The following is a 22307-nucleotide window of genomic DNA, read 5'->3' as shown; positions in this document are numbered from 1 at the left end:
AAGGGGAGCGAGTCGGTCTCACTCCCAGGTTTCGAAGCGGGTCAGGCTGCGGCCCAACTGAAAGTCCAGCAGCAGCGACAACTGCTGCGCCTCCGCCTTAAGGCCGCTGGCACTTATCTGGCGCGCCTGTTTACCGGCGAGCACCACCCAGTTACCACCACCCGTCAGGCAGGCGCGCACGTCGCTAAAGTGTTTCTGTAACAGGGCCAGCAGGGTGGCGTTACGACTATGCTCCTTCCAGCAGTTAAGCACCAGATAACCTTCACTCTTGAGCAGGGCGGCGGCGTTAGCGATAAAGGTCTCGCTAAGCTGCTGCTCGTCCACGCCGTCGCCATGGTAGATGTCGGCGAAGATCACGTCAGCCTTCTTATGATCCCCGTCTGCCAGAAACGCATTGGCATCTTGATGAATCAGGTTGAGCTTCTTACCCAGCGGCAACCAGAAATAACGCTTGGCCACCTCGATCACCGCCTCCCTCAGCTCTACCGCGGTAATATTAATCCCGCGGTCGAAATTACGCAGTGCATGAATGAGGCCGCCACCACCCAGGCCGAGTACGATGACGCGTTTAGGCTTGATAAACAGCAGCACCAGCAACATGGCCTGCAGATAGGTATGCATGGGCACATGCAGCGCCGACTTGAGCAGCTTGCTCTGCTCATCGTTATCCCCAAAGGAGAGCAGGCGAACCTCCTTATCTTCCATGACCAGGAGTGGGCCGTGGTCATCTTCGCCGGTATATAGGGTGTTATAGTCTGACATCTGTCTCTCCGCAGGGACGCCTCATCTTAGGCGCAGGTTTTCAAACGCAACAAAGGTTAGGCGAAATAAAGGCGCTAGTATGCCGCAAAAGCCCCCACAACGGCAAAGGCAACAGCAAAGGCAACTGCGCACACAACAGCAGGCAGATCCCTTTCCTGAAACATTTTACAGAGCCTTATACAAAACGTGAGGCAGGCGCGCGGGTTTAGTTCGTGAATTAAGGATAAGAGCTAAGCAGCCTCCTCCGATGCCGAGCCCCCTACGTTCATTCGGCCCATCATTCTCGCGTTGCAATCGGGCAAGCCTTGTAGTATTTGTTTGAAATCTTTGGCTCATTTGCAATTTACCATGACACAAACCCTACTCGTCAGCTGTCTCTACATAGGCATCTTCATCTTCGCCCAGCGTCTGCTCACCAACTGGATCGCCAAGCTGGCCGAGTCCAAACAGGTCTCCTTTAAACGCACCAAGATGGTGACCCAATATATTACCTACCTGCTGTTTATCATCATCGCCTGTCTCTGGGTGATTTCACTCGGCATCGAATATCAGCAGGTGTCGCTGTTTATCTCCTCGGTATTTGCCGTGCTTGGCGTGGCCTTGGTGGCCCAATGGTCAATTTTGAGTAACATCACCGCCGGGATCTTGATCTTCTTCGTCTTCCCCTATCGTATTGGCGATCGCATCAAGATTATCGACAAAGATGAAGATGTCAGCGGCATCATCGCCGAGATCAGCCTGTTTCATGTGCTGATCGAACGTAGCGACGGCATCACCATCACCTACCCTAACAACCTGATGCTACAGAAAGGGGTATTGAAACTGACTCAGGCGTACACTCAGGCCAAGCCCTTGAGCGAATCGCCCGAGAAAGACCATACTCAAGTACAAAGCGATTAACCACAGGGGGCCGCGATGCTCACGACATTACTCTATGATCCGCAAAATAATTCGCTCACCCGGGGCGACGCGTCTCAGGTCGCCAGCTGGCAGCAGAGGGACGACACCATACTCTGGCTCAATATCGACGGCGAGATAGACAGCGAGCTGAGCGAGTCGTTGCAGCGGGATTTCGGCCTGCACCCATTGGCGCTGCAGGACGCCTCGCGGGATCGCCATCCTCCTAAGATAGAGGACTTCGACGACCATACCTTTATTCTGCTTAGGGGATTGTCGGCCGACTCTGACTCCATCAACTGCGACAACATAGTGCTGGCGCTGTTTGTGGGGCCGCGTTTTATCGTGACCCGCCACAGCAAACGTTCGCTCTCCATCGAGCGCACCATGACCTCGCTGGAGGCGGGCGAGCTGTCGCTGCAAAACACAGGCGCCGTGGCGCTGAAACTCAGCCGCTACGTGATCAAGCGTTATCATAAGATCCTGTTCGACCTCGAGAGCCGGTTAGAGGAGCTGGAAACCGTGATGCTCACCACCGCAGACGATAAGATCTTGGCCGAGGTGGTGCTCTACAAGACAGATCTCACCCGCCTGAGACGCAACTTTCACTACCATGTGGAGCTGTTCGACAGCCTGCGCAGCGAGCCCTCTATCCCCTTCGACGACAGCCTCTACCATGAGATCAACGACGTGTGCGAGCATCAACACAGGGCGGCCAGCCTAGCGGACCTCTTCTATCAGGTCTCAAGCGATCTGATCGACGGTTACATCTCCATCAGCGCCCACAGGCTAAACAACATCATGAAGGTACTGACCATCATCACCGCCATCTTCGTGCCGCTGACCTTTATCGCCGGTATCTATGGCATGAACTTCGAGTATATCCCAGAGCTGAAACACAAAGATGGCTACTTCATCGTCTGGGGGGTGATGCTCACCATCACGGCAGTACTGATCTGGCTATTCAGGCGCCGCAAATGGCTCTAGCTACCCTCTAGCGCGGATTGTCTCGACTAAAGTAAAAAGGCGAACCTTAGATTCGCCTTTTTGTTCTATTCACTTTTTACGCACGCAGCTTAGCGCAGCACCCGATGGAAGAAGGCCACCGCCTGCTGATAGATCTGCAGTGCCAACGCGGGATCGTATCTGTCTCCCTCATCACGCATAAAGGCATGCTGGGCATTGACCTCGAGATAGGTAAACTTGCGCCCCGTCTCAGTGAGTCTGTCATAGATGAGCCTGCGTCCCTCGCTCGGCGCATGGGGGTCTTGCTTACCAAACACCAGCACCAACTCCGCCTCGATATCTCCGGTGCGGCTCAGGGAATCATTACCCGGATTGGCCGGCAGGGTGCCGGAGTGGATGTCCGTAGGGTAGAGACAGAAGGCACCGACCACGTCGATATTCAGCGCGGCGCGGTAGGCCAGATGACCGCCGATACAGACGCCCATGGCACCGACCTGATTGGTGCAGAAGGGCTGGCTCATGGCAAAGTCGACTAGGGCCTGGGTATCACTGTCGTGATGTTCCAGCGCCTTGGTAAACTTATCCTGATTGCCCTTGTCTTTACCCTCATCGTCATAGGCCAATACAGTGCCTATGGGGTTGAGCTCATGGAAAACTTCCGGCACCAAGACCACGAAACCGTGACCGGCCAACATGGTCGCGGCCCTAGCGATGGGCGCGGTCTGCTGAAAAATCTCCGAATAGAAGATGATCGTCGAGAACAAGCCCTCGCTGTCGGGACGATAGAGATAACAGCGCATGGTGCCCGTGGGCGTGTCTATGTCGTGAACTTCCTGTTTTACCATCATAATCTTGTCCTCAGGCCAATAAACTTATCCTTAAGTTATCAGCCTGGGCTCCCCTTGTCAGGTGAAACCCGGCTGACGAAATTAAAGTAGCGAAAGAAGTTAAAATAGCTGGTTAGGACACGCTTCGCCATCGAGCAGCTGACGCACATTGGTCAGGCTGGTGTGGGCAATGGCGCCCAGCGCCTCTTCGGTGAGGAAGGCCTGGTGACCGGTAAAGATCACGTTGTGGCAGGCCGACAGGCGTCTGAACACATCGTCCTGGATGATCTGGTTCGACTTATCCTCGAAGAAGAGCTCTTTCTCATTCTCGTACACGTCCAGCCCGAGGGAACCAATCTGCCCCGTCTTGAGCGCCTCCATGGCATCGAAGGCATTTAGCAAGCCGCCACGGCTGGTGTTGATCACCATGACACCAGGCTTCATCTTATCGAAGCTTGCCTTGTTGAGCAGATGATGGTTCTCTTTGGTCAGAGGACAATGCAGGCTGATGATGTCGCTCACCGCGTAGAGCTCGTCCAGCGACAGATATTCGATGCCCATATCCAGCACCGCCTGGTTAGGATAAGGGTCGTAAACCACAACCTTACAGCCGAAGCCCAGCAGGATCTTGATGGTCGCCACACCTATCTTACCCGTGCCGATCACACCGACTGTGCGGCCATACATGTTGAAGCCCACCAGCCCCTCGAGGGAAAAGTTGGCATCGCGGGTACGTTGATAGGCCTTGTGCACCTTACGATTCAGGGTCAGCATCAGGGCCACAGTATGCTCGGCTACCGACTCGGGCGAATAGGCGGGAACGTTCACCACCCTGATCCCCAGGCGTTTGGCTGCCTCGAGATCGACGTTATTAAATCCTGCGCAGCGCATCGCAATGATCTTAGTGCCATTTTTAGCTAGCTCTACCAATACCTCTTCACATAGCGAATCGTTGACGAAGGCGCAGATCACCTCGAAACCATAGGCCAGCTTGACCGACTGCATACAGAGGCGATAGTCGAAATACTCAATCTGAGCGCCAAAGGCCTGGTTGGTGCGGTTGAAATGTTCCATGTCATAGTGCTTAGCACTAAAAAAACCTATTCTCATCTTAGCTACCTAAAAGTGATTCAACATTAGACAGTGATTTGTCACCCTAGTATCACAAAGCCCCTGCCTGTCTTGGCTCCATTATAGCCAAGGAAATATGTGACTTAGCAAAGATAAATCGCGCTTAGATCACGAAATAGTTAACTTTGTGAGCCGTCAATGTGTTTTATGCCGATTTCCTGCTAAGCTGGCGCAAATTTTCAGTCTTCTTTCGCCCCATGAGTCAAAAGCACAAGCAGATTTCCGAGAAACAGTTTTGGCTGCAACGCCTGAGCAAGACAAGCCTGCGCGCCCTGCACATCTTAGGTATCACAGGTGCCGGTGGCGGCATCTTACTCGGAGTGGATAAAAGCCTGTGGTGCAATTACTGGATCTTGGCCATGAGCACAGGTAGTTTGCTGATGCTCTGGGAAGTGGTCAGAGACTGGCGCTGGCTGATCCAGCTAAAGGGCGTATTGACCCTGGTGAAACTCTGCCTGCTGGCACTGTTTATTCCCTTCGCTAACTACAAGCCCGAGCTGCTGATCGCCATCGTTTTGCTGTCGGTGATCGTCTCCCACGGCCCGGCTGGGCTCAGACATTTCTCAGTAATTCATGGACGACGCCTCGATGGACGAAAAGAGATTAAGGGCTGAAGCCGCACCGCTGCTGACACAAAGCAGCCAGCTTCTCGAACTCGATAGCCATCCCGAGGTACTCGACCTTGCCTGCGGCAGCGGGCGTAACGGCCTCTGGTTAGCCACCCATGGCGCCCATGTCACCTTTATCGACAGAGACCTTGGCAGGCTAGCGGCCCTGCCTAAGCAATGTCAGGCCTTAGCGCTCGACTTGGAAAGCGGCGAGCCACAACTCCCCGAGTCACGATATGACATCGTCCTGGTGTTCAACTACCTGCACCGCCCGCTATTTGAGCTCATCAAAGCGAGCATCAAACCCGGCGGTCTCATCATCTACGAGACCTTCATAGCGAAGCAGGCCGAGGTGGGCAGACCCAAGAACCCCAACTTCCTGCTGGCCGAAGGCGAATTATCGCAGCGCTTTTATGGCTGGGAGACTTTGCACGCTTTCGAAGGTAATGTAGGCTGTGAGGAGACGCCCTGCTTCAAGGCGCAATATATTGGCCGTAAACCGGCTAACTAGGATCTCACAGCGTTAAGGATGATAGATGTTTCCCTATCCCGAACAGTACCGACTCGCCGCGCCGCCATTGGTCACCGCCCTCATGGTGTTATGGTCGATAGTCTCGCGTGCCCTGTTCGGCGACGACAGCGCCATCGCCTTCTACCCGCTGTTTATGCTGTTTCCCCTCAACATCTTACTGCATGGCAAGTTGATCTGGCAGGCCAAGGGGATCGAGCGGCTTGATCAGAGCATCTACGCCTTTATCCACCTCAGCCTGGCTTTCGTGGTCTGGACCTTTGCCATTATGCATGTCAATGGCCACAGCTTTTAGGCCCGCTAAACCAAGCAGGATTCGTGGGTAAAACTTGCACCGCCCGCGCCCTAAAGGTATCTTTGCAGCCCGATTTAACACCCAAGGTTTGCCATGTCTGATTTTGTGTATGCGCCGCCCACAGAGCCCTGGCTCGAGATCCTCCACGAGGATAAAGATATTCTGGTGGTCAACAAGCCCTCAGGCCTACTGTCCGTGCCTGGCCGCGACCCCGCCTATCATGACAGCGTCTACACCCGCGTCCTGCGCGATCACCCCAACGCACAGATAGTTCACCGCCTGGATATGGCGACTTCAGGCGTTATCGTGGTGGCCCTCAGACGCAGCGCCGAGCGGGAACTTAAGCGCCAGTTTCGCGATCGCGAGACCCATAAGATCTACTACGCCCGGGTCGCCGGCCATCTGAAGACTGAGCAAGGTAGCGTCGACTATCCGCTGATCTGCGACTGGCCCAACCGCCCGAAACAGAAGGTGGATCATCAAATCGGCAAGGCATCTAAGACATTATTCGAGGTCGTCAGCCGTGCCAAGCGCTCGACCCTGGTAAAGCTCACGCCGATCACAGGTCGCTCTCACCAGCTGCGCGTGCACATGATGGCCATAGGGCACCCCATCCTAGGCGATAACTTCTACGCCGACCCGCAGGCCAAACGCCTGGCACCGCGACTGCTGCTGCATGCCCAGTCGCTGAACCTGACCCATCCCTACAGCAAACAGCCTATGACCTTCAGCACGCCAATCCCCTTCACGGATGTCACCGAGGAGCAATAGAGCCCGGTGTTAACTTATCGGCATTCACTGGGCCTGCTTCGCGATAAAATCTACTTAATTCGTTAAAAGATTAGCAGTTAGCTAACCAATACCGTAAATTACCTCATAATGTTGACTTAAAACGGTATGTAGCAATGGATAGTTCATTTCAGCGAGACCAGCTCGACAACCAGATCCTCTCGGCGCTTATGGAAGAGGCGCGCACCCCCTTCGCCGAATTGGCCAAACGTTTCGGCGTCAGCGCCGGCACCATACATGTGCGAGTAGAGAAGATGAAACAGGCGGGCATCATCACGGGCGCCCAGATCACGGTAAACCCTAAGGCCCTCGGCTATGACGTCTGCTGTTTTATCGGCATCAACCTCAAGAGCGCCGGCGACTATCCCGCCGCCATCGCCAAACTCAACGCCTTAGAAGAGGTCACCGAGGCCTACTACACCACGGGCAACTACAGCATCTTCGTCAAGGTGATGTGCCAGTCGATCGATGGCCTGCAGCATGTGCTGATCAACCGCATCCAATCCATCGATGAGATCCAATCCACCGAGACACTCATCAGTTTACAAAATCCTATCAGCCGCGCCGTGAAGCCATGATAAACAAAGATAATATATTGAAGTACAGTTAATAAAAAAGGCTAACCTAGGTTAGCCTTTTGTTCTTTTACTTAATAAATTATTAAGCCTTAGACTTACGACGCATCCAAGCAAATGGTAATAGCATCAATGCCACCCATCCCATTGAACCGCCATTGTCGTTATCGCTAGCCTTAGTCACAGTTAGTACTGTACTGCTTGTGTCTGAATTACCATGACCATCGAATACAGTTAACTCAAATGACAAGATTGTACCTTTGCTGTCAACGGCTGGTGCATCAAAGGTAATTGAGGCTCCCGCATGACCGAATCGCACAGGTACACCACCGGTTTGAACCCATTGATAAGTCAGCGAGTCATCATTACCGTCATAAGATGCAGCACCACTAAGGGTCACACTGGTCTTTTCAACGACCGAGCTTGGCGCTTCAATCATTGCCACAGGTGCCACTTCAGCCACACCGAACTTAAGCTTTTCTTCGATAAGGTCACCATCTCTCTCGTTAGTCAGTATAAGACCATAGGCAGTACCCACCCTCGTTGGAATGAGATCGAAACCAACAGACAGGCTTTCACCCGAAGCGGCCTTTTGAAGCACAGTCCAGCTGATAGTATTACCTTCCAGTACACCATCATGAGAGATGTTAGCAATCTTATGGCCCGTAGATACCTGAGCGGTAAAGCTGTACTCTCTATCCTCATCGGTAAAGTTAGGCTCAACGTCAAAGCTCACACGGCTTGCCTTACCTGCTTCCATCGCATCAGACAGACTAGTCACATGGGTCACATCATTGCTGCGCACTATGCTATAAGGAACCTGAACCATGGCAGAACCGTCACCCGACTCTAAGAAGACCATACCTTTTGAGCTCTTGTTAGTGTCCCAATTAAAAGTCAGGCTAAACTCACCCTCAGCTTCATCGACAGTAACTTCCACATCATCACTCTTGGTTGCATCTGTAGGCTGAATCGCTGAGAGCGATAAAGCTACCTTATCGCTACCGCCCGGAGTAGAAGCCGTATAACCATCGACAACCACATAATATGTGCCAGCCGGAAGGTCGATAAAGCTTACAGACTCATTTGAGTCTGGGCCGGCACTGCGACCAATTCTGCGGAATTCAGCATCCAGGATGCGAAGATCCACATCTGGTGCCGTCTCAGAAGAGGTTGAGAAAGTGATATTCGGAACGTTCTCGCTAAACGCGAGTGCTACAAAGTCATAGCCATCTTCTGGAACTGTCATCTCATATGGCTTCGTTAAAGCGCTCTCCTTATCATAAGCGCCAACTTTAATATTGCTCAGTTCATCTGAGACATAACCACTATAGGTAAAACTACCCTTTTGACGTCCAGCGGTGATCAATAAGCTATTTGGCAAGTTATGACTATTAGACTTAACGGCCACAGGTAACTTAACCTCCGGCATGCCTTCGGAAACCAACTTAATGTTGGCAAAATTCCAACCTGCACTCGCTGCTGAGACATCGGCAGTAACCGTCAGCTCTTGGGTCTCACCCGCCTTTAACTCGAAAGCAGCCGGTGTTACCGTCAGCACCAATCCATCGGTGACTCCCAGGCTAGAGGCTGCCCAAGCACCATCTTTAGTCGCCTTAACGGTTCGGGTCCAAGTACAGGTATCGACACACTTAGCATTTGCCATGGTCGCTAAGTTAATTTGAGAAGGTTGTCCACCCAAACTAGGATCGGCCTTCACATAATCAACATAAGTTTCATCCATGACTAAACCTGTCTTAGCGGCCGCTTCAACATTGGCATATCCTGCGCCCATATCGAAGAAATCAGAAGGCGTCTCACCATCTTCTTTAAAGGTTTCTTGATTAGCCGTCATCATAAGCGCAGATTGGACTTCAGCAGGCGTCCACTCAGGATGAACACTCGCAAGCAGCGTCAAGGCACCGGCAATATGTGGACTCGCCATAGATGTGCCGCTCAAGAAACCATAATCAGCTGGATCTGGATTCTCTTTAAAGGCATCAGATTGCTCATTGGCATAGGCCGCAAATATGCTCACACCCGGCGCAGCGATCGACGGTGCAATCACGTCAGGAACAGACTTGTTTGGACCACGAGAGGTGAAGTCGGCAGCTATACGTGCGATCTTGTCATCATGAACAACCTCAGTTCCACTGATGTTGGCCTTATGATCTTTACCCGTGGCTAACCAGGTACGCAGTTGCTCACCTTGAGCTGCATTAATATGAATCGCTGGCAATACGTGGGCGTCAGCTACGACACTATCGGCGCCACCAATAACATTGGCCAAAACCAAAGCAGAGGCACCACCAGCCTTAACATTACGCCCTTTATCGACACGGGCGATTTCACCGCGATCACAGACGACTATAGTATCGGCCGCAAAGGTATTCTCTGGGAATGGCTCAAGGCATTGCGCAGGATCATTATCTGGATCATTAGGATTTTCAAAATCACCGGCATAAACAATTGAGCCGGAAAACGCTCCCGTCATAGCCTTACCGGTAAGCTCTTTCGGCGCTTCGGTATCCCCACCAGTAAAGTCACCAATAGTCTTATCTGAAAAATCACGATCGTGCGTATAGGCCGCAACAGTGGTTATCCAAGGTGCATCTCCTGGAGAGCCTACAGTTTCTGGTCCTGGGCCATCGTTACCCGCAGAAGTCGCGACATGAATACCGGCTTTGCGCGCAGAAAGAAATGCCAATGCATCCGCATCGTTCCATGGATTACTAGAACCACCACCAATGGAATAGTTTAGCGCATCTATACCATGCTCAATAGCATGTTCAACCGCCAGCACGGTTAACGAAGGGAAACAGCCCCCAAATCCAATGGCATCATCCTCTCCTGGTAAACAAACCTGATATGAAACGATATTGGCATGTGGCGCAACGCCTGACATAGAATCGAATATAACTCCAGTTTCGCCACCATCAACATCGGGAACGTTCATATTAACCAACACGTTACCCGCCGTTGTACCTGCGGTATGGGAACCATGTCCATTGTGGTCTTCACCATTGGCGGGGACATCAAGATCATAATCCACATACAGGTCAGTTACAGCTGGCCAACTATGAACACCAATCAGTTTATCGTTACATAGCTCGGGAGAATCGGTGGCACAATCACCCGAATAGACGCCATTCCCCCATGGGTTGCTGTGGTTATATCCATCACCACCAACATCGGCAAAAGAAGGGTGATCGGTATTGATACCTGTATCAATAATACCGACGATCATTCCCTCACCTTGGCTCTTAGTACCTGTGGCCTCACCACTCCAGACACTTGGTGCCTTAATAATTGCCGGACCAGAATCTGTCATTGGTTTACGCAATATTTCTCGCTGAACCTGAGCAACACCTTCCACGGCCGCAAGCTTAGCAGCCTCTTCCTGCGTCATTTCGATAACCATACCATTGTAGGCTAGCGTGGTTCTCTGCTTGACATCGAGCTTACCAATTAAGGTTCTGGCCTTAGAGAGTACGGAGTCTTGACGGGTATTGAGCAACTCACGATAGGACTTAACATTCTTACTATTGACGTCGAGTTTACGACTCTTGTACTTCACCTTTTCGGGTGATGTCGCTGCATAACCGTCGATGCCACCTTGATATAGTGCGACAGGGCTATCGACTAATCGCACGAAGTAGCGATACTTGCCCGCAGGCAAATCAGCTTCAGGTGTAAATACTGCGCGGGTACGAACCACTTGCTCACTTTCCAACGATTTCACATCGACATGTGAAATACCTTCTATGGCATTGGCAGGTTTACTTACCACAACGATCGGGGAGGTTATTGGTGCAGCATTTGCAGACATGCTGAGTAGCGCAGTTGACACTGCTATCGCGATTTTTGTTTTCACTTGTCAATTCCTTAACATCTTATAGTGTTTTTGTTATATCCACTCTGAGTTACAGCTCGCTTAATTTTCTTCCTTCCCAGAATAATCACTAAGCTAATCAATAAATCGCCAGACGATTAATCTGGCGAAGCAACTCTTTTAACACAAAGGAAACGATGCGAAAACATCAAAAACACAAATGCATCACCACAGACACATTTTGTTAAGCTTTAATTTTCAAGCTGATTGTTAAATAAACAAAATCGCTTATACAAATAGGCAAGACTTACCAATTCTCTATAAATGCAACTACATAACTACGCAATCGGCTGGTAACTAAAGCGCGAACACCTTAGTCATCACCTTATAGAGCTCTGTGCCTTGATATACTGACGCCGAGGCAAAATGCAGTACGGGCACACAGTCGACCGGCAAACTCAGAGGCACTATCGCGTCCTCCTCACCATATCTGTCGACACGCAAGATGTTGGCGAGCGGTTCACCGGCCAAAAGTGGTTGCCCCACCTTCGCCTTATACTCCACCAAGCCACCTAACGGCGCGTGATACTTCTTATAGTCTTTCAGGTAACAGGCGTAGCGTGGCATCTCAGCTGGCTCAACCCGTTCACTTATCACGCCGCGCTGGCTGAGATAAGCCATGATCCCTTCGACATCCACCAGGGCATCCGCCAAATCGACATTCTCCTGACTGCCAAGCTCCAGGGTAAAGGCCGATACGGGCACCTCAATCTCGCGCCCCTGAGTGGCCAGGTATTCACTCAGCTGCCACCAGGGACAGAAGATAGACTCATCCATGGCACCGCCAAACTCATTGGGGATCAACAGGGTGTAGGGAATAGAGAAATACTTGGCGGCGTCTTTATCGTACTCGGGGCAATAGAGGTGCTTGCACGACTTAGGGCCGGTATGCAGATCCAGCACGATATCCGCCTCATGGCCCATCTGCTGTAGGCTCACCGCCAGACGATGGCCCGTGGTGATCCCCCAGGGCTCATGCAGACGGCTATAGCAACGCTCAACCAGCAAGGCCCTGAAATGGGCGATCAGCTCTGCATCATTCAGGTGTTTATGGCCTTGATACCAGCTAGCAATATCCAGCTTATGGTCGAGATATTCGCGGTTCCAGTTCACCCCGGTAATGGGGTCGAAACGGCCCAGGGTAAACTCGCCACTCTTTTGATTAATTCCCAACGGATTGGCTAGGGGCACCAGGGTGATCTTGCCGCGCAGCTCGCAGCTTTCTAAGGCCTGCATCAGCTGATAGATCACCGCGTTGCCCTGCACCTCGGCGCCGTGGACGTTAGCCTGAATATAGACGCTAGGCCCGGTCAGCACCTCAGGGGCAAACTCAAATAGATTCAGCTCGAGATCTTGACCCGTGGCGAGCTCGCCAATCTTTAGCGTAGAACGACCCGGCTTCATAGTGACCCTTCAAACAAGTTTTGATGCAGGGCGCTGACGACTTGAGCCGCCTCAGACTCGGCCACCAGGACGCACAAGTTGTGTGGGCTGGCGCCCTGACAGATCATACGCACATTGTGAGGCTCTAACACCTCAAATACGCGGCGACACACACCTGACGTAGTGGCAATCTTGTTACCCACTATCGCCACCAGCGCCAGGCCATCTTCGACCCGCACCCGGCAATGCTGCGACAATTCCTGCAGCAATGCTTCGCTCAGCAGTCTGTTTCCAGCCGAATCTGAGCCCGTCTTATCTAGCGTCAGAGAGACGTTTACCTCTGAGGTGGTGATTAAGTCCACACTGATCTTGTGGCGCGCCAGGGTGGCGAAGGTCTCGGCCAGGAAGCCTTGGGCGTGCAACATCTGCAGGCTATGCAGATTAAGTAGGGTCTGGTCGCGTCGCACCGCCACGGCGCGATAGATAGGCTCGTCGTTCACCTGATGACGTATCCAGGTGCCACCTAGCTCAGGTGCCTTGCTGGAGCCTACAAACACCTGAATCTTGTGTCTGACCGCAGGCAAAATGGTTGCCGGGTGCAGCACCTTGGCACCGAAGGTGGCCATCTCGGCCGCCTCGTTGAAACTAATCTCAGGGATAGGACGCGCATTGGGCGCGAGGCGTGGATCTGTGGTGAAGATCCCCGGCACATCTGTCCAGATCTCAACAGCAGACGCATCCAGCGCCTCGGCAAGCAGGGCCGCAGAGTAATCGCTGCCCCCACGCCCTAACGTGGTGGTGGCCCCCTGTTCATCGGCACCGATAAAACCTTGGGTCACAATACGCTGCTCACTAAGCAGTGGTAGCAGATGCTCTGTGCAAAGCTGCTTCACCGCTTCGATCTGCGGCTCGGCGCGGCCGAAATGGCTGTCGGTGCGCATCACCTGACGCACATCGAAGGCGCTCGCCCGCTCGCCCTTCTCTCTCAGCACGGCAGCAAACAAGACAGATGAACACTGCTCACCCTGGGCAAGCAGTTCGTCTGTGGTCGCCTTATTACGGTTTTGGGAGAGCGACTCGCTCAGGCTGGCAATCTTACTTAAGATGGCATCGAGGCGGGCAGCCACATCATGGGGCTGACCCAACTCGTCGAGGATCTTATATTGAATCGAGGCGATCGCCTTAAGCAGCTGCTGACGACGCTCAAAGTCCACATGCTCCTGAGTTAGCTCCACCAGGAGGTTGGTCACACCGCTCGAGGCGCTGACGACCACCACGCGGGTTTCAGGATTGGCCAATACGATATCGGCGCAGCGGTTCATCGCCTCATAATCGGCAACCGAGGTACCACCAAACTTAGCAACAACAATAGACATTAGCGCACCTCAACCCAAGTAGCTGACGATGACACAAAAGAAATAGATAACATTGAATACGCTCCGAACTTACTTCGTTCGAAGAGCCTGGTGCAAAGATGACGCACCCCAAGACGGGAAACAGCGATTGCCACCAGAAGCTCTCCACCAAAAACAGGTGACAATCGATGGGATTCAGCCCAGTCGACCGATAAACAGATGAAACCAAACATCTCTTTACCTCGGCGTTAATCTCCCTCATAAACCGTCAACGGAGTTTGGACTCCTCGGGCTTACTACCTAGTTAACGCTCCTCTTCTGTATCACTAACCTTAAGGTCAGGATGCAAGAAAACTATCAAATAACAGAATAAAAAGTCAACGATATTTTAGCTTGTCTTGATGAAAGCCTCTCAAGTTCCCCCGCCTGCTAGCGGCTGATGTCGGGCAGCTCGCTAACCAAGCAGACCCGGGCAGAAAACTTGCCCAGGGTGAGCTCGTCATACTCCACCAGACAAGGCACCAGTTGCAGCTCGTCCTCATCGACAAAATAGATGGCGTTTTGATTAAACACCTTACCAAGATCCACGGCTGCGGCCTTATCGATAGACACCGCCCAGCTCTTCTCCATATGGCCTCTGTCATTGGAGGCACCGATCAGGGCACGATAAGGATATCGGAGACGTTGAATATGACGTTGAAGCTGCTTGTCGAGGAGACGGTTTTGCGAGGGAGAAAGGTGTTGGCCTTTAGGATTATGAGCGGTAATGATTGCAAATGATAACGAAGGGGAGAAAGGTTGTGTAAGTAAGAACTGCGTTTGCTGATAGCATTGCCAAAGGTGTTCGCTTGCTGTACTCATCACTAAAATATTCCTAAATTAGATTCCGTCGATTATAGCAAAATTCCTCCGGCTTCCTAGAGGTGTGAGACAGGTCACTTTATTAAATTTTATTAATACCATTAAAATCATAATCTTACACACACAAATGTGATTTGCATCAAATCTCAAAGGAATTTTGTTAACATTTCATTTGTTAACAAATGACTAAAACGAGTACAATAAGTTCGTTGATTCACTTCCACTCATCTCACGATGAAATACTTTTTGTTACATCTTGTCGACGACAAGGTCATCAAAAGTTAGTCAATTTCCTGTATAAAATGTGAGCTTAGGCTGATTTAGCATTTAAACTTGAAAATATTAGATAGTTAACGGAACTATTCCCAACTATTGTTAATCGAAGTGAGTAACAGTTCGCGTGTCTTTTGAAAGAGATACGTATACTTTACTAATCATGAAGTGTGTTGCTGTACCAATTGGGTTTGATAAAAGCACTACGTGAGTTCGGTAATTGTCGCGAAGACAGATAGGGCGCAGCAGCACCAACTAGCGCTCATGGTTAGAACAGTTTTAAACAAATATTAGGTAAATAAATATGCAAAACCCGCACATTCTGATCGTTGAAGATGAAGCCGTTACCCGGAACACGCTAAGAAGTATTTTCGAGGCTGAAGGATATGTGGTAACTGAAGCCAATGACGGCGCAGAGATGCATAAAGCCATGCAGGAAAACAAGATCAATCTTGTGGTAATGGATATCAACCTACCAGGTAAGAATGGTCTGCTGCTTGCGCGTGAGCTTCGTGAAATCAATAACATCGGCCTTATCTTCCTTACCGGCCGTGACAACGAAGTTGACAAGATCTTGGGTCTGGAAATTGGTGCCGATGACTATATCACCAAGCCATTTAACCCACGCGAACTGACTATCCGTGCACGTAACCTGCTGACTCGCGTCAACAGCACCGGCGGCGAAACCGAAGAAAAGAGTGCCGTAGAATTCTACCGCTTCAACGGTTGGAGCCTAGAGATCAACAGCCGTTCACTGGTGAGCCCACAAGGCGAGTCGTACAAGCTGCCTCGCAGTGAGTTCCGCGCCATGCTGCACTTCGTTGAGAACCCAGGCAAGATCCTGACCCGTGCCGACCTGCTGATGAAGATGACAGGCCGTGAGCTTAAGCCACACGACCGTACCGTGGACGTGACCATTCGTCGCATCCGTAAACACTTCGAAAGCTTGCCTGATACGCCAGAGATCATCGCCACCATCCACGGCGAAGGCTATCGTTTCTGCGGTAACTTAGAAGAAGCATAAATCACATCCAGCTAGCGCAAATGTGATTCAATTAAAAAGCCAGTCTAACGACTGGCTTTTTTGTACATGAATTGTACTTATCCCCGGTGGCCAGGGCCTTGAAATGTTCCAGACATTTCAAGGCATTTCCTCCCTGACCCACAGGGAAGTGGGGAATGTCTAAAATCCTAGGGAAGGATTTAGACCTGGAGGTCAGAAGGCCAAAGAGGGGATTTGTGTCTGGAACACTTATGCCAAAGCCCATGGATGGAAAGACTTGGTATTTGCACCTACAAATTTTGTCGCACTGACCTAATTTACATCATCACGCTTCATTGCTTTGAATCGCCTGCCCGGCGAGGGATGTGCAAACACAATTTTGGCACGCCGTACTTCCATCCTTGGAGGCTCTACGACGACGTCCTGTCGTCAAGGGCCAAAATCGTGTTTACACTGGTATCTTCTATCTCTTCGATTTCGCTTCTTTTGATAGGTGCACGAAGGTTCTAAAACTAGGCTAACTAAGATTAGTTAGGTTTATTCGTACCTTATTAAAATTAATTCGAAACTAACTCAATTGTCTTCAGGACTGTTATTCCCACAAAAAGCCCTGCTGCTTTCGATAAGCAACAGGGCTTTTGTTTTGCTAAGGCCTAACGCCGATAGCTTAGTGCTTCAGCTGCTTATCGAGGAAATCGGCCAGTGAACGATACAGATGAGTACGCACCTTCTCGCCACGCATCGAGTGCTTAGAACCGGGATAATCTATCATCTGGAACAGCTTGCCCTCGTCCTGCAGCGCCTTGTAAACACGGGTGCTGTTCTCAAACAGCACGTTGTCGTCAGCCATACCGTGATACATAAGCAGGCCAGACTGATAGCCTTTGACGTACGGCAGTACGCTAGAGGCCTCATAGCCTTCGGCATTGGTCGCCGGGTGTGACAGGTAACGCTCTGTGTAGTGGCTATCATATAGAGACCAGTCGGTCACGGGTGCGCCCGAGATAGCCGCCTTGAAGTAATCCGGCGCCTTAAACAGGCTCATCAGCGCCATGTAGCCGCCATAGCTATGGCCATAGATGGCGATATTCTTGCCATCGACATAGCTCAGGCTACGCAGGTAATCGACACCCGCCTTCTGGTCATTCACCTCGGCCTCCCCCAGATGTTTGTAGATCACCTGCTCGAACTTGGTACCACGATGGGCCGAGCCGCGGTTATCCAGCTGGAACACGATAAAGCCCTGTTGCAGCAGATACTGGGTAAAGTAGTCGTGCTCGCTCCAGCTGTTAACCACCAGCTGGGCGTGAGGACCACCGTAAACACGCACCACCACAGGGTACTGCTTAGTGGCATCAAACTGCGTCGGCTTAAACAGGCGATATTGCAGCGCCTGACCATCTTCCGCCTTTATCTGACCAAACTCAGGCAGTTGCCACTGACCAAAATAGGGATAAAGGGGATGACTCTTATCCACCTGGTTCTGCTCGACCCAGGCCAGACGTTTGCCCTGCTCGTCATGAAGGCTTATCTGCGGCGGCTGCGCCAGGCTGTTGAAGTAATCCAGGTAGATCGCCTGATTGTCGGCAAATACCGGCGCATGCATGCCGCTACGCTTGCTCAGCTGCTCTATCTTGCCGCCCTTAAGTGATACGCGGAACAGGTGCTGCTCGACCACGCTCGCCTTGCGGCCGGTGAAGTAAACCCAGCCCGCCTGCTCATCGACATGCACCAGCTCGTCCACCGCCCAGTCACCTTTGGTCAGCTGCCTGAGCTGTCGCCCTTGCTGATCGAACAAATAGAGGTGATTAAAGCCGTCACGCTCAGACGCCCATAGCATCTGTGGTGACTTCTTGAGGAAATGCAGGTCGTTATTCAGGTTCACCCAGGCGTCACTTTCCTCGCGGATCATAGTCATGGGCGCATCTTGACTGCGAAGATCTAAGATCCGCAGATCCAGTCTGTGCTGATCTCGGCTCTGCCACTGAAACGACAGCTGCAGGCTGTCGGGCAACCACTTCACCCTCGGCAGATAGATATCCTTCTCCTCTCCCAGATCAACCCAGCGTACCTGTTTATCAGCAAGCTTTACCACACCTAGGGTGATGGCCACGTTATTCTTGCCGGCATAGGGGTAGCGCTGCTCGGTCAGCTTGATGCCATCGGCATAGATCTCGTTGCGAGTCACCAGCTCGACACCCGACTCGTCGATACGGGTAAAGGCGATGGCCGACTCATCCGGCGCCCACCAATAACCCGTCATTCTGTCCATCTCCTCCTGGGCGACAAACTCGGCCATGCCGTTCTTAATAGCGCCGCCACCGTCTGTAGTCATGGCGGTCAGCTTCTGGCTGCGCAGATCGAAGACATAGAGGTTCTGATCACGAACGAAGGAGACATAATGCCCTTTAGGTGACAGCTTGGCGTCTGTGGTAAAGCCCTCCCCTACAGACAGTGGCGTCACCTTGTTATCGCTCAGTGAGTAGTAATAGAGGGCGCCCGATGCCGGGATCAGCAGCGCCTGGCTATCGTCCGCCCAAAAATATTCCATGATCCCCTGACCATAGATGCGTTGACGCTCGCGCCGCGCCTTCTCCTCATCGGACAGCTCGCCGCTCTTTAACTTGTCGGCGTCCAGCAAAAGGCTCTGTTTACCCGTTGCCACCTCCATCTGCCAGAGATCGTAGAAGTGTTGATCTTCCGCTCGTCCCGCCAGATAGGTCACACGCTTACCATCGGGCGACAGCTTTAAGCCCCTGGGGCTGCTGCCCGCCAGTGCGGGAGAGGCATAGAGCCTTTCTATGGTGAGGGGTTCATTGCCGCCGACAGGCTGCGCAAGTTGGGGTTGTGACGCACTTACCGCGTGAGATAGAAACATAGGCACCGCCATCAAGGCTGAACTTATCCATTTTTTAGTCATTATTATGTCCTGGATAGAAAACAGGTATAGGTCAAATTGCAGGCTAGCATTGTGCCCTAAAGTGACACAAAACGAAAACCGCGATCCAGACGGGCTAAATTGCCGCTGAAAAAATGATTCATCTGGGGTAGAATCGCCCGCATAACAAGATAAACAAGATCTGACCTCCAGTGCGAGCCTAGCTCCCATTTGTCATAGGAAATAACATGCAAACTCTGGCACAACACCTTAGTTCTCAAGGAATTCAAGCCCCGCTGGCCCAGCTGTTAACCACGCTGGCCGATACCTCTAAAGCCATCAGTCACGCGGTGCGTCATGGCGCCCTCGCCGGCGTACTGGGCGCCACCGAACAGGAAAACGTTCAGGGCGAAACCCAGAAGAAGCTCGACGTGATCACCAATGACATGCTTAAAGAGGCGCTCACGGCCGACAGCACGGTACGAGGCCTGGCCTCAGAAGAGGAAGATCATATCGTCGAGGTGGGTCAGAGCGGTGACTTCCTGGTCTGTTTCGACCCACTGGATGGCTCATCTAACATCGACATCAATTCACTGGTCGGCACCATCTTCTCGGTACTGCCGGCACCAAGCGGTGAGCTGAGCGAGCAGAGCTTCCTGCAGCCCGGCCGTCAACAGGTCGCCGCCGGCTACGTGCTATATGGTCCCTCTACCATGCTGGCCCTCACCACAGGTCACGGGGTGCAGCTGTTTACCCTCAACCCAGAGACCAACGAGTACCTGCTGACCAACGAAGCCATGTCCATCAGCAAGGACACCAGCGAATTTGCCATCAATATGTCTAACCAGCGTTTCTGGGAAGCGCCGATGCAGACCTATATCGCCGACCTGCTACTTGGCAAGATAGGGCCGCGCGAGAAGTCATTCAACATGCGCTGGATCGCCGCCATGGTAGGCGACGTGCACCGCGTACTGTCACGCGGCGGTCTGTTCACCTACCCAACCGACAACAAGAACCCAGAGAAGCCATACAAGCTACGCCTGATGTACGAGGCAAACCCTATGTCTTTCCTGGTCGAGCAGGCGGGCGGCAAGGCCTCTACCGGTTATGAAACCATCATGGAAATCCAGCCAAACGAGATCCACCAGCGCGTCGCTGTGATCTTAGGCTCGGCCAACGAAGTCGATGCCTGCCTGGAATACCATGGCCAGGACTACAGCGAAGAGCCAAGCCTGTAAGCTAGTCTGCTTCTTTAAAAAGTAAAAAGTCGCCAACAGGCGACTTTTTTATTGCCTCATGGCAAGCATGTTAAAAGCCAATTCACGACTTTGATTCCAGCAGTTCCCTAAGTGGCGCCGGCAGTAATGATCTCGATTTCTCGGTAATGGCTTTTTCATGCTTCTGCCAGAGCACACCGAGATAAACCACCCCGAGCCCGATAAACGATAATGCAATCGGGAACAGCCAGTTATCCTTAAAGACGTCGTAAGCCAAGTAACTGAGATAACCGCAGCAGCCAAGGGCACCAAACACCACAAACACTCTTCGAACTAATAGCGCGCCAACCCCAATCATCAACAGGTTAACGCAGAAATAGATGAACTTTGATAGTTCACTGTCAGAGTGCTGGAAAGTTAAACCACACCAAAAAGCGATGACGCCAAAAATGTAGATCCAAAAGCCATAGTCAGCCTTATGGTGAGACCTAATATCGACCCAAAAGGCGAGCGCTATCATTAACAGACCTAAATACATTGAGACTAAGGATCTAAGCTCCCATGTTACATCATCACCGGAGATCACCACAGTCATGTCCATTGTCATATACCAGAGCGTGACCGCGATAGGCATGATTAAAAAGGGATATTTATATCGCCACGCGGTAATGACGCCGACGGCTAATGTCCCCAGTTCCATGTATAACCAATGCCATTTTATGACTCTGTGATAATCCCTGTAGACACTCTCATCTGGCCATACACCTAACCATTGTTGCAGGCCATAAATCGCTAAGGGGGTCAAACAGACGACAAAGGTGGCACAAATGCCAGCGGGAATGACGAAGCCTCTTGCCGAAAACCTGTTGGTCAGGGTTAAGCCAACAGCCGCATAGAGCATCGAGATAAACAAAATACCTGCGCCGCCGAAGGACTCCCAGCCTAAATTCATAAAAAGTGTCATCGCGCCGATGGCGATAAGCCCACCCAAGTAATAGAGCACATGGGTAAAGGTAAATTTGGGATTGGCACCAGGCTGAGCGGCTAAGAACTGATACAGGGCTTCAGCTTGCTGAGCTGAAATAATATTTTCCCGCGCCGCAGCATCTAACTGCTTCTTACTGACATCCATGTTTACTCCCTGACATTAATTTTTGTCTAGCACTGTGGCTACAGTGGTATTGCGATAATCACCTGTTATCTTTGCCTTTCTCGATTGAGCCTGTCCACAAGGGCACGCAATTTTGTCATTTTAAGCTCGGTAAGCAGCACGACGACAAACAGCCACAGGGCTCCGGCAATAAAAACGGCATTAATTAAGCTGTCACTATGCTGTTGATATCCATAAAGCCCGAGCACCAGAACGAAAAAAGCGGATAACGACATGCCCCAATCGTTGCTGCCAAGCTTATACTCGTCCTTCGCAATATCCTTGGTAACCGTGACAGGGTTAGCGAGACCATCGAGCTTCACAATGGCTTTGCTATCCTTCTGACGAACGTTAAACCCTTCACTCTCTAGTACTTCAACAACGCTTTGCATAATTTAAGGTCTCCATTCCTTATCGATGTGAATATCAGTATTTAATGATAACGCCCTCTCGCAGCAGCACCTTCTGTGCATCTTTGCATCTCTACGCTCCACACCAGATTATCACAATTTAAGCATCATCTTGATACGCTGCCTCTTCGATGAGTAAAAGTGGCTTAATGACGAGCTTCACTTGCCCGCTGCCTTCGAGCCGCAGGAACACCAGTAAGTCAAAGCTAAGAGGCGTTGAATACTGAGTTTAGATATTGCGAAGAGGAGCGAAAACAGAGCCAAAAATGTTCCCGACATTTATCGGCATTCCCTCCTTCGTTGGAGGTCAGATGAAACCGCTAAGCGGCCAAGGATGGCACAAGGCCTGTCACAGAAGTACGTGAACATACATCGTTCTCTCACATCCCTGTGATCACGACATTCGTACTTCCATATACAGCAGCCGCCGGCCAGGCGTTAGGTAACATCTAAGGTACAAGGGTCAAAGAGCTTTACCGCCGAAGACGAATTCAAAAATATCCACG

The 22307-nt window shown here is 51.5% G+C and carries 19 protein-coding genes and 1 riboswitch; of the genes, 9 read left to right on the top strand and 10 right to left on the bottom strand.

The window, feature by feature from the left end; translation table 11 throughout:
* Positions 1 to 18: 18 nt before the first annotated feature.
* Complete coding sequence (locus tag K0J45_RS04040) at positions 19 to 762, bottom strand: spermidine synthase (RefSeq protein ID WP_220044353.1); 744 nt, start codon at positions 760 to 762, stop codon at positions 19 to 21.
* Positions 763 to 1110: 348 nt separating this feature from the next.
* On the opposite strand from K0J45_RS04040, the gene K0J45_RS04035 reads away from it, so the two are divergent.
* Positions 1111 to 1662, top strand: a complete 552-nt coding sequence (locus tag K0J45_RS04035) for a mechanosensitive ion channel domain-containing protein (protein WP_220044352.1) — start codon at positions 1111 to 1113, stop codon at positions 1660 to 1662.
* Between the two features lie 15 nt (positions 1663 to 1677).
* A complete protein-coding gene (locus K0J45_RS04030) occupies positions 1678 to 2646 on the top strand; it encodes a magnesium transporter CorA family protein (protein ID WP_220044351.1) in 969 nt (322 codons plus the stop codon).
* An 89-nt stretch (positions 2647 to 2735) separates the two neighbouring features.
* Here K0J45_RS04030 and K0J45_RS04025 read toward each other — a convergent pair whose 3' ends face one another.
* Positions 2736 to 3473, bottom strand: a complete 738-nt coding sequence (locus K0J45_RS04025; RefSeq protein WP_220044350.1) for a dienelactone hydrolase family protein — start codon at positions 3471 to 3473, stop codon at positions 2736 to 2738.
* A gap of 99 nt (positions 3474 to 3572) precedes the next feature.
* Entirely contained in the window at positions 3573 to 4562 is a 990-nt protein-coding gene (locus K0J45_RS04020; RefSeq protein WP_144203973.1) for a 2-hydroxyacid dehydrogenase, read from the bottom strand.
* A gap of 218 nt (positions 4563 to 4780) precedes the next feature.
* On the opposite strand from K0J45_RS04020, the gene K0J45_RS04015 reads away from it, so the two are divergent.
* The 5 genes from K0J45_RS04015 (at position 4781) to asnC (ending at position 7382) form a co-directional block, all read left to right on the top strand.
* The gene (locus tag K0J45_RS04015) at positions 4781 to 5197 is read left to right on the top strand and encodes a hypothetical protein (protein ID WP_220044349.1); all 417 of its coding nucleotides are present in this window, start codon (positions 4781 to 4783) and stop codon (positions 5195 to 5197) included.
* Entirely contained in the window at positions 5172 to 5702 is a 531-nt protein-coding gene (locus K0J45_RS04010; protein WP_220044348.1) for a class I SAM-dependent methyltransferase, read from the top strand. Before K0J45_RS04015 ends, K0J45_RS04010 begins: the two co-directional genes overlap by 26 nt.
* A gap of 25 nt (positions 5703 to 5727) precedes the next feature.
* Entirely contained in the window at positions 5728 to 6015 is a 288-nt protein-coding gene (locus tag K0J45_RS04005) for a hypothetical protein (RefSeq protein WP_011864590.1), read from the top strand.
* A 93-nt stretch (positions 6016 to 6108) separates the two neighbouring features.
* Complete coding sequence (gene rluA, locus K0J45_RS04000) at positions 6109 to 6786, top strand: bifunctional tRNA pseudouridine(32) synthase/23S rRNA pseudouridine(746) synthase RluA (RefSeq protein WP_220044347.1); 678 nt, start codon at positions 6109 to 6111, stop codon at positions 6784 to 6786.
* Between the two features lie 134 nt (positions 6787 to 6920).
* On the top strand, positions 6921 to 7382 hold the full coding sequence (asnC, locus tag K0J45_RS03995; protein WP_011864588.1) for a transcriptional regulator AsnC: 462 nt from the start codon (positions 6921 to 6923) through the stop codon (positions 7380 to 7382).
* 82 nt (positions 7383 to 7464) lie between these two features.
* Here asnC and K0J45_RS03990 read toward each other — a convergent pair whose 3' ends face one another.
* The 4 genes from K0J45_RS03990 to K0J45_RS03975 form a co-directional block, all read right to left on the bottom strand.
* Entirely contained in the window at positions 7465 to 11253 is a 3789-nt protein-coding gene (locus K0J45_RS03990; protein WP_220044346.1) for a S8 family serine peptidase, read from the bottom strand.
* Positions 11254 to 11568: 315 nt separating this feature from the next.
* Positions 11569 to 12675: a succinylglutamate desuccinylase/aspartoacylase family protein gene (locus K0J45_RS03985; protein WP_220044345.1), complete on the bottom strand. Its 1107-nt coding sequence runs from the start codon at positions 12673 to 12675 to the stop codon at positions 11569 to 11571.
* Positions 12672 to 14030: a lysine-sensitive aspartokinase 3 gene (gene lysC, locus K0J45_RS03980; protein ID WP_220044344.1), complete on the bottom strand. Its 1359-nt coding sequence runs from the start codon at positions 14028 to 14030 to the stop codon at positions 12672 to 12674. The genes K0J45_RS03985 and lysC overlap by 4 nt, the downstream gene beginning before the upstream one ends.
* A 129-nt stretch (positions 14031 to 14159) precedes the next feature.
* A riboswitch (Lysine riboswitch) is annotated at positions 14160 to 14335 on the bottom strand.
* Positions 14336 to 14438: 103 nt separating this feature from the next.
* Entirely contained in the window at positions 14439 to 14870 is a 432-nt protein-coding gene (locus K0J45_RS03975) for a DUF3293 domain-containing protein (protein ID WP_220044343.1), read from the bottom strand.
* A gap of 577 nt (positions 14871 to 15447) precedes the next feature.
* On the opposite strand from K0J45_RS03975, the gene arcA reads away from it, so the two are divergent.
* Positions 15448 to 16167, top strand: coding sequence for a two-component system response regulator ArcA (arcA, locus tag K0J45_RS03970; RefSeq protein WP_011864583.1), 720 nt, complete (start codon positions 15448 to 15450; stop codon positions 16165 to 16167).
* Between the two features lie 646 nt (positions 16168 to 16813).
* Here the strand turns inward: arcA and K0J45_RS03965 are convergent.
* Positions 16814 to 19066 carry a S9 family peptidase gene (locus K0J45_RS03965; protein WP_220044342.1) on the bottom strand — a complete coding sequence of 751 codons (2253 nt, stop codon included), beginning with the start codon at positions 19064 to 19066 and terminating at the stop codon, positions 16814 to 16816.
* 206 nt (positions 19067 to 19272) lie between these two features.
* Here K0J45_RS03965 and K0J45_RS03960 point away from each other — a divergent pair, with 206 nt between their 5' ends.
* On the top strand, positions 19273 to 20262 hold the full coding sequence (locus K0J45_RS03960) for a class 1 fructose-bisphosphatase (RefSeq protein WP_220044341.1): 990 nt from the start codon (positions 19273 to 19275) through the stop codon (positions 20260 to 20262).
* Positions 20263 to 20344: 82 nt separating this feature from the next.
* Here the strand turns inward: K0J45_RS03960 and K0J45_RS03955 are convergent, their stop codons facing one another.
* Positions 20345 to 21373: a DUF2157 domain-containing protein gene (locus tag K0J45_RS03955; RefSeq protein ID WP_220044340.1), complete on the bottom strand. Its 1029-nt coding sequence runs from the start codon at positions 21371 to 21373 to the stop codon at positions 20345 to 20347.
* A 65-nt stretch (positions 21374 to 21438) separates the two neighbouring features.
* Positions 21439 to 21783, bottom strand: coding sequence for a hypothetical protein (locus K0J45_RS03950; protein ID WP_220044339.1), 345 nt, complete (start codon positions 21781 to 21783; stop codon positions 21439 to 21441).
* Between the last annotated feature and the right edge of the window lie 524 nt (positions 21784 to 22307).

The sequence above is a fragment of the Shewanella alkalitolerans genome (assembly GCF_019457575.1).
Classification (GTDB): Bacteria; Pseudomonadota; Gammaproteobacteria; order Enterobacterales; family Shewanellaceae; genus Shewanella; species Shewanella loihica.
This window is presented reverse-complemented; position numbering and strand designations above follow the sequence as displayed.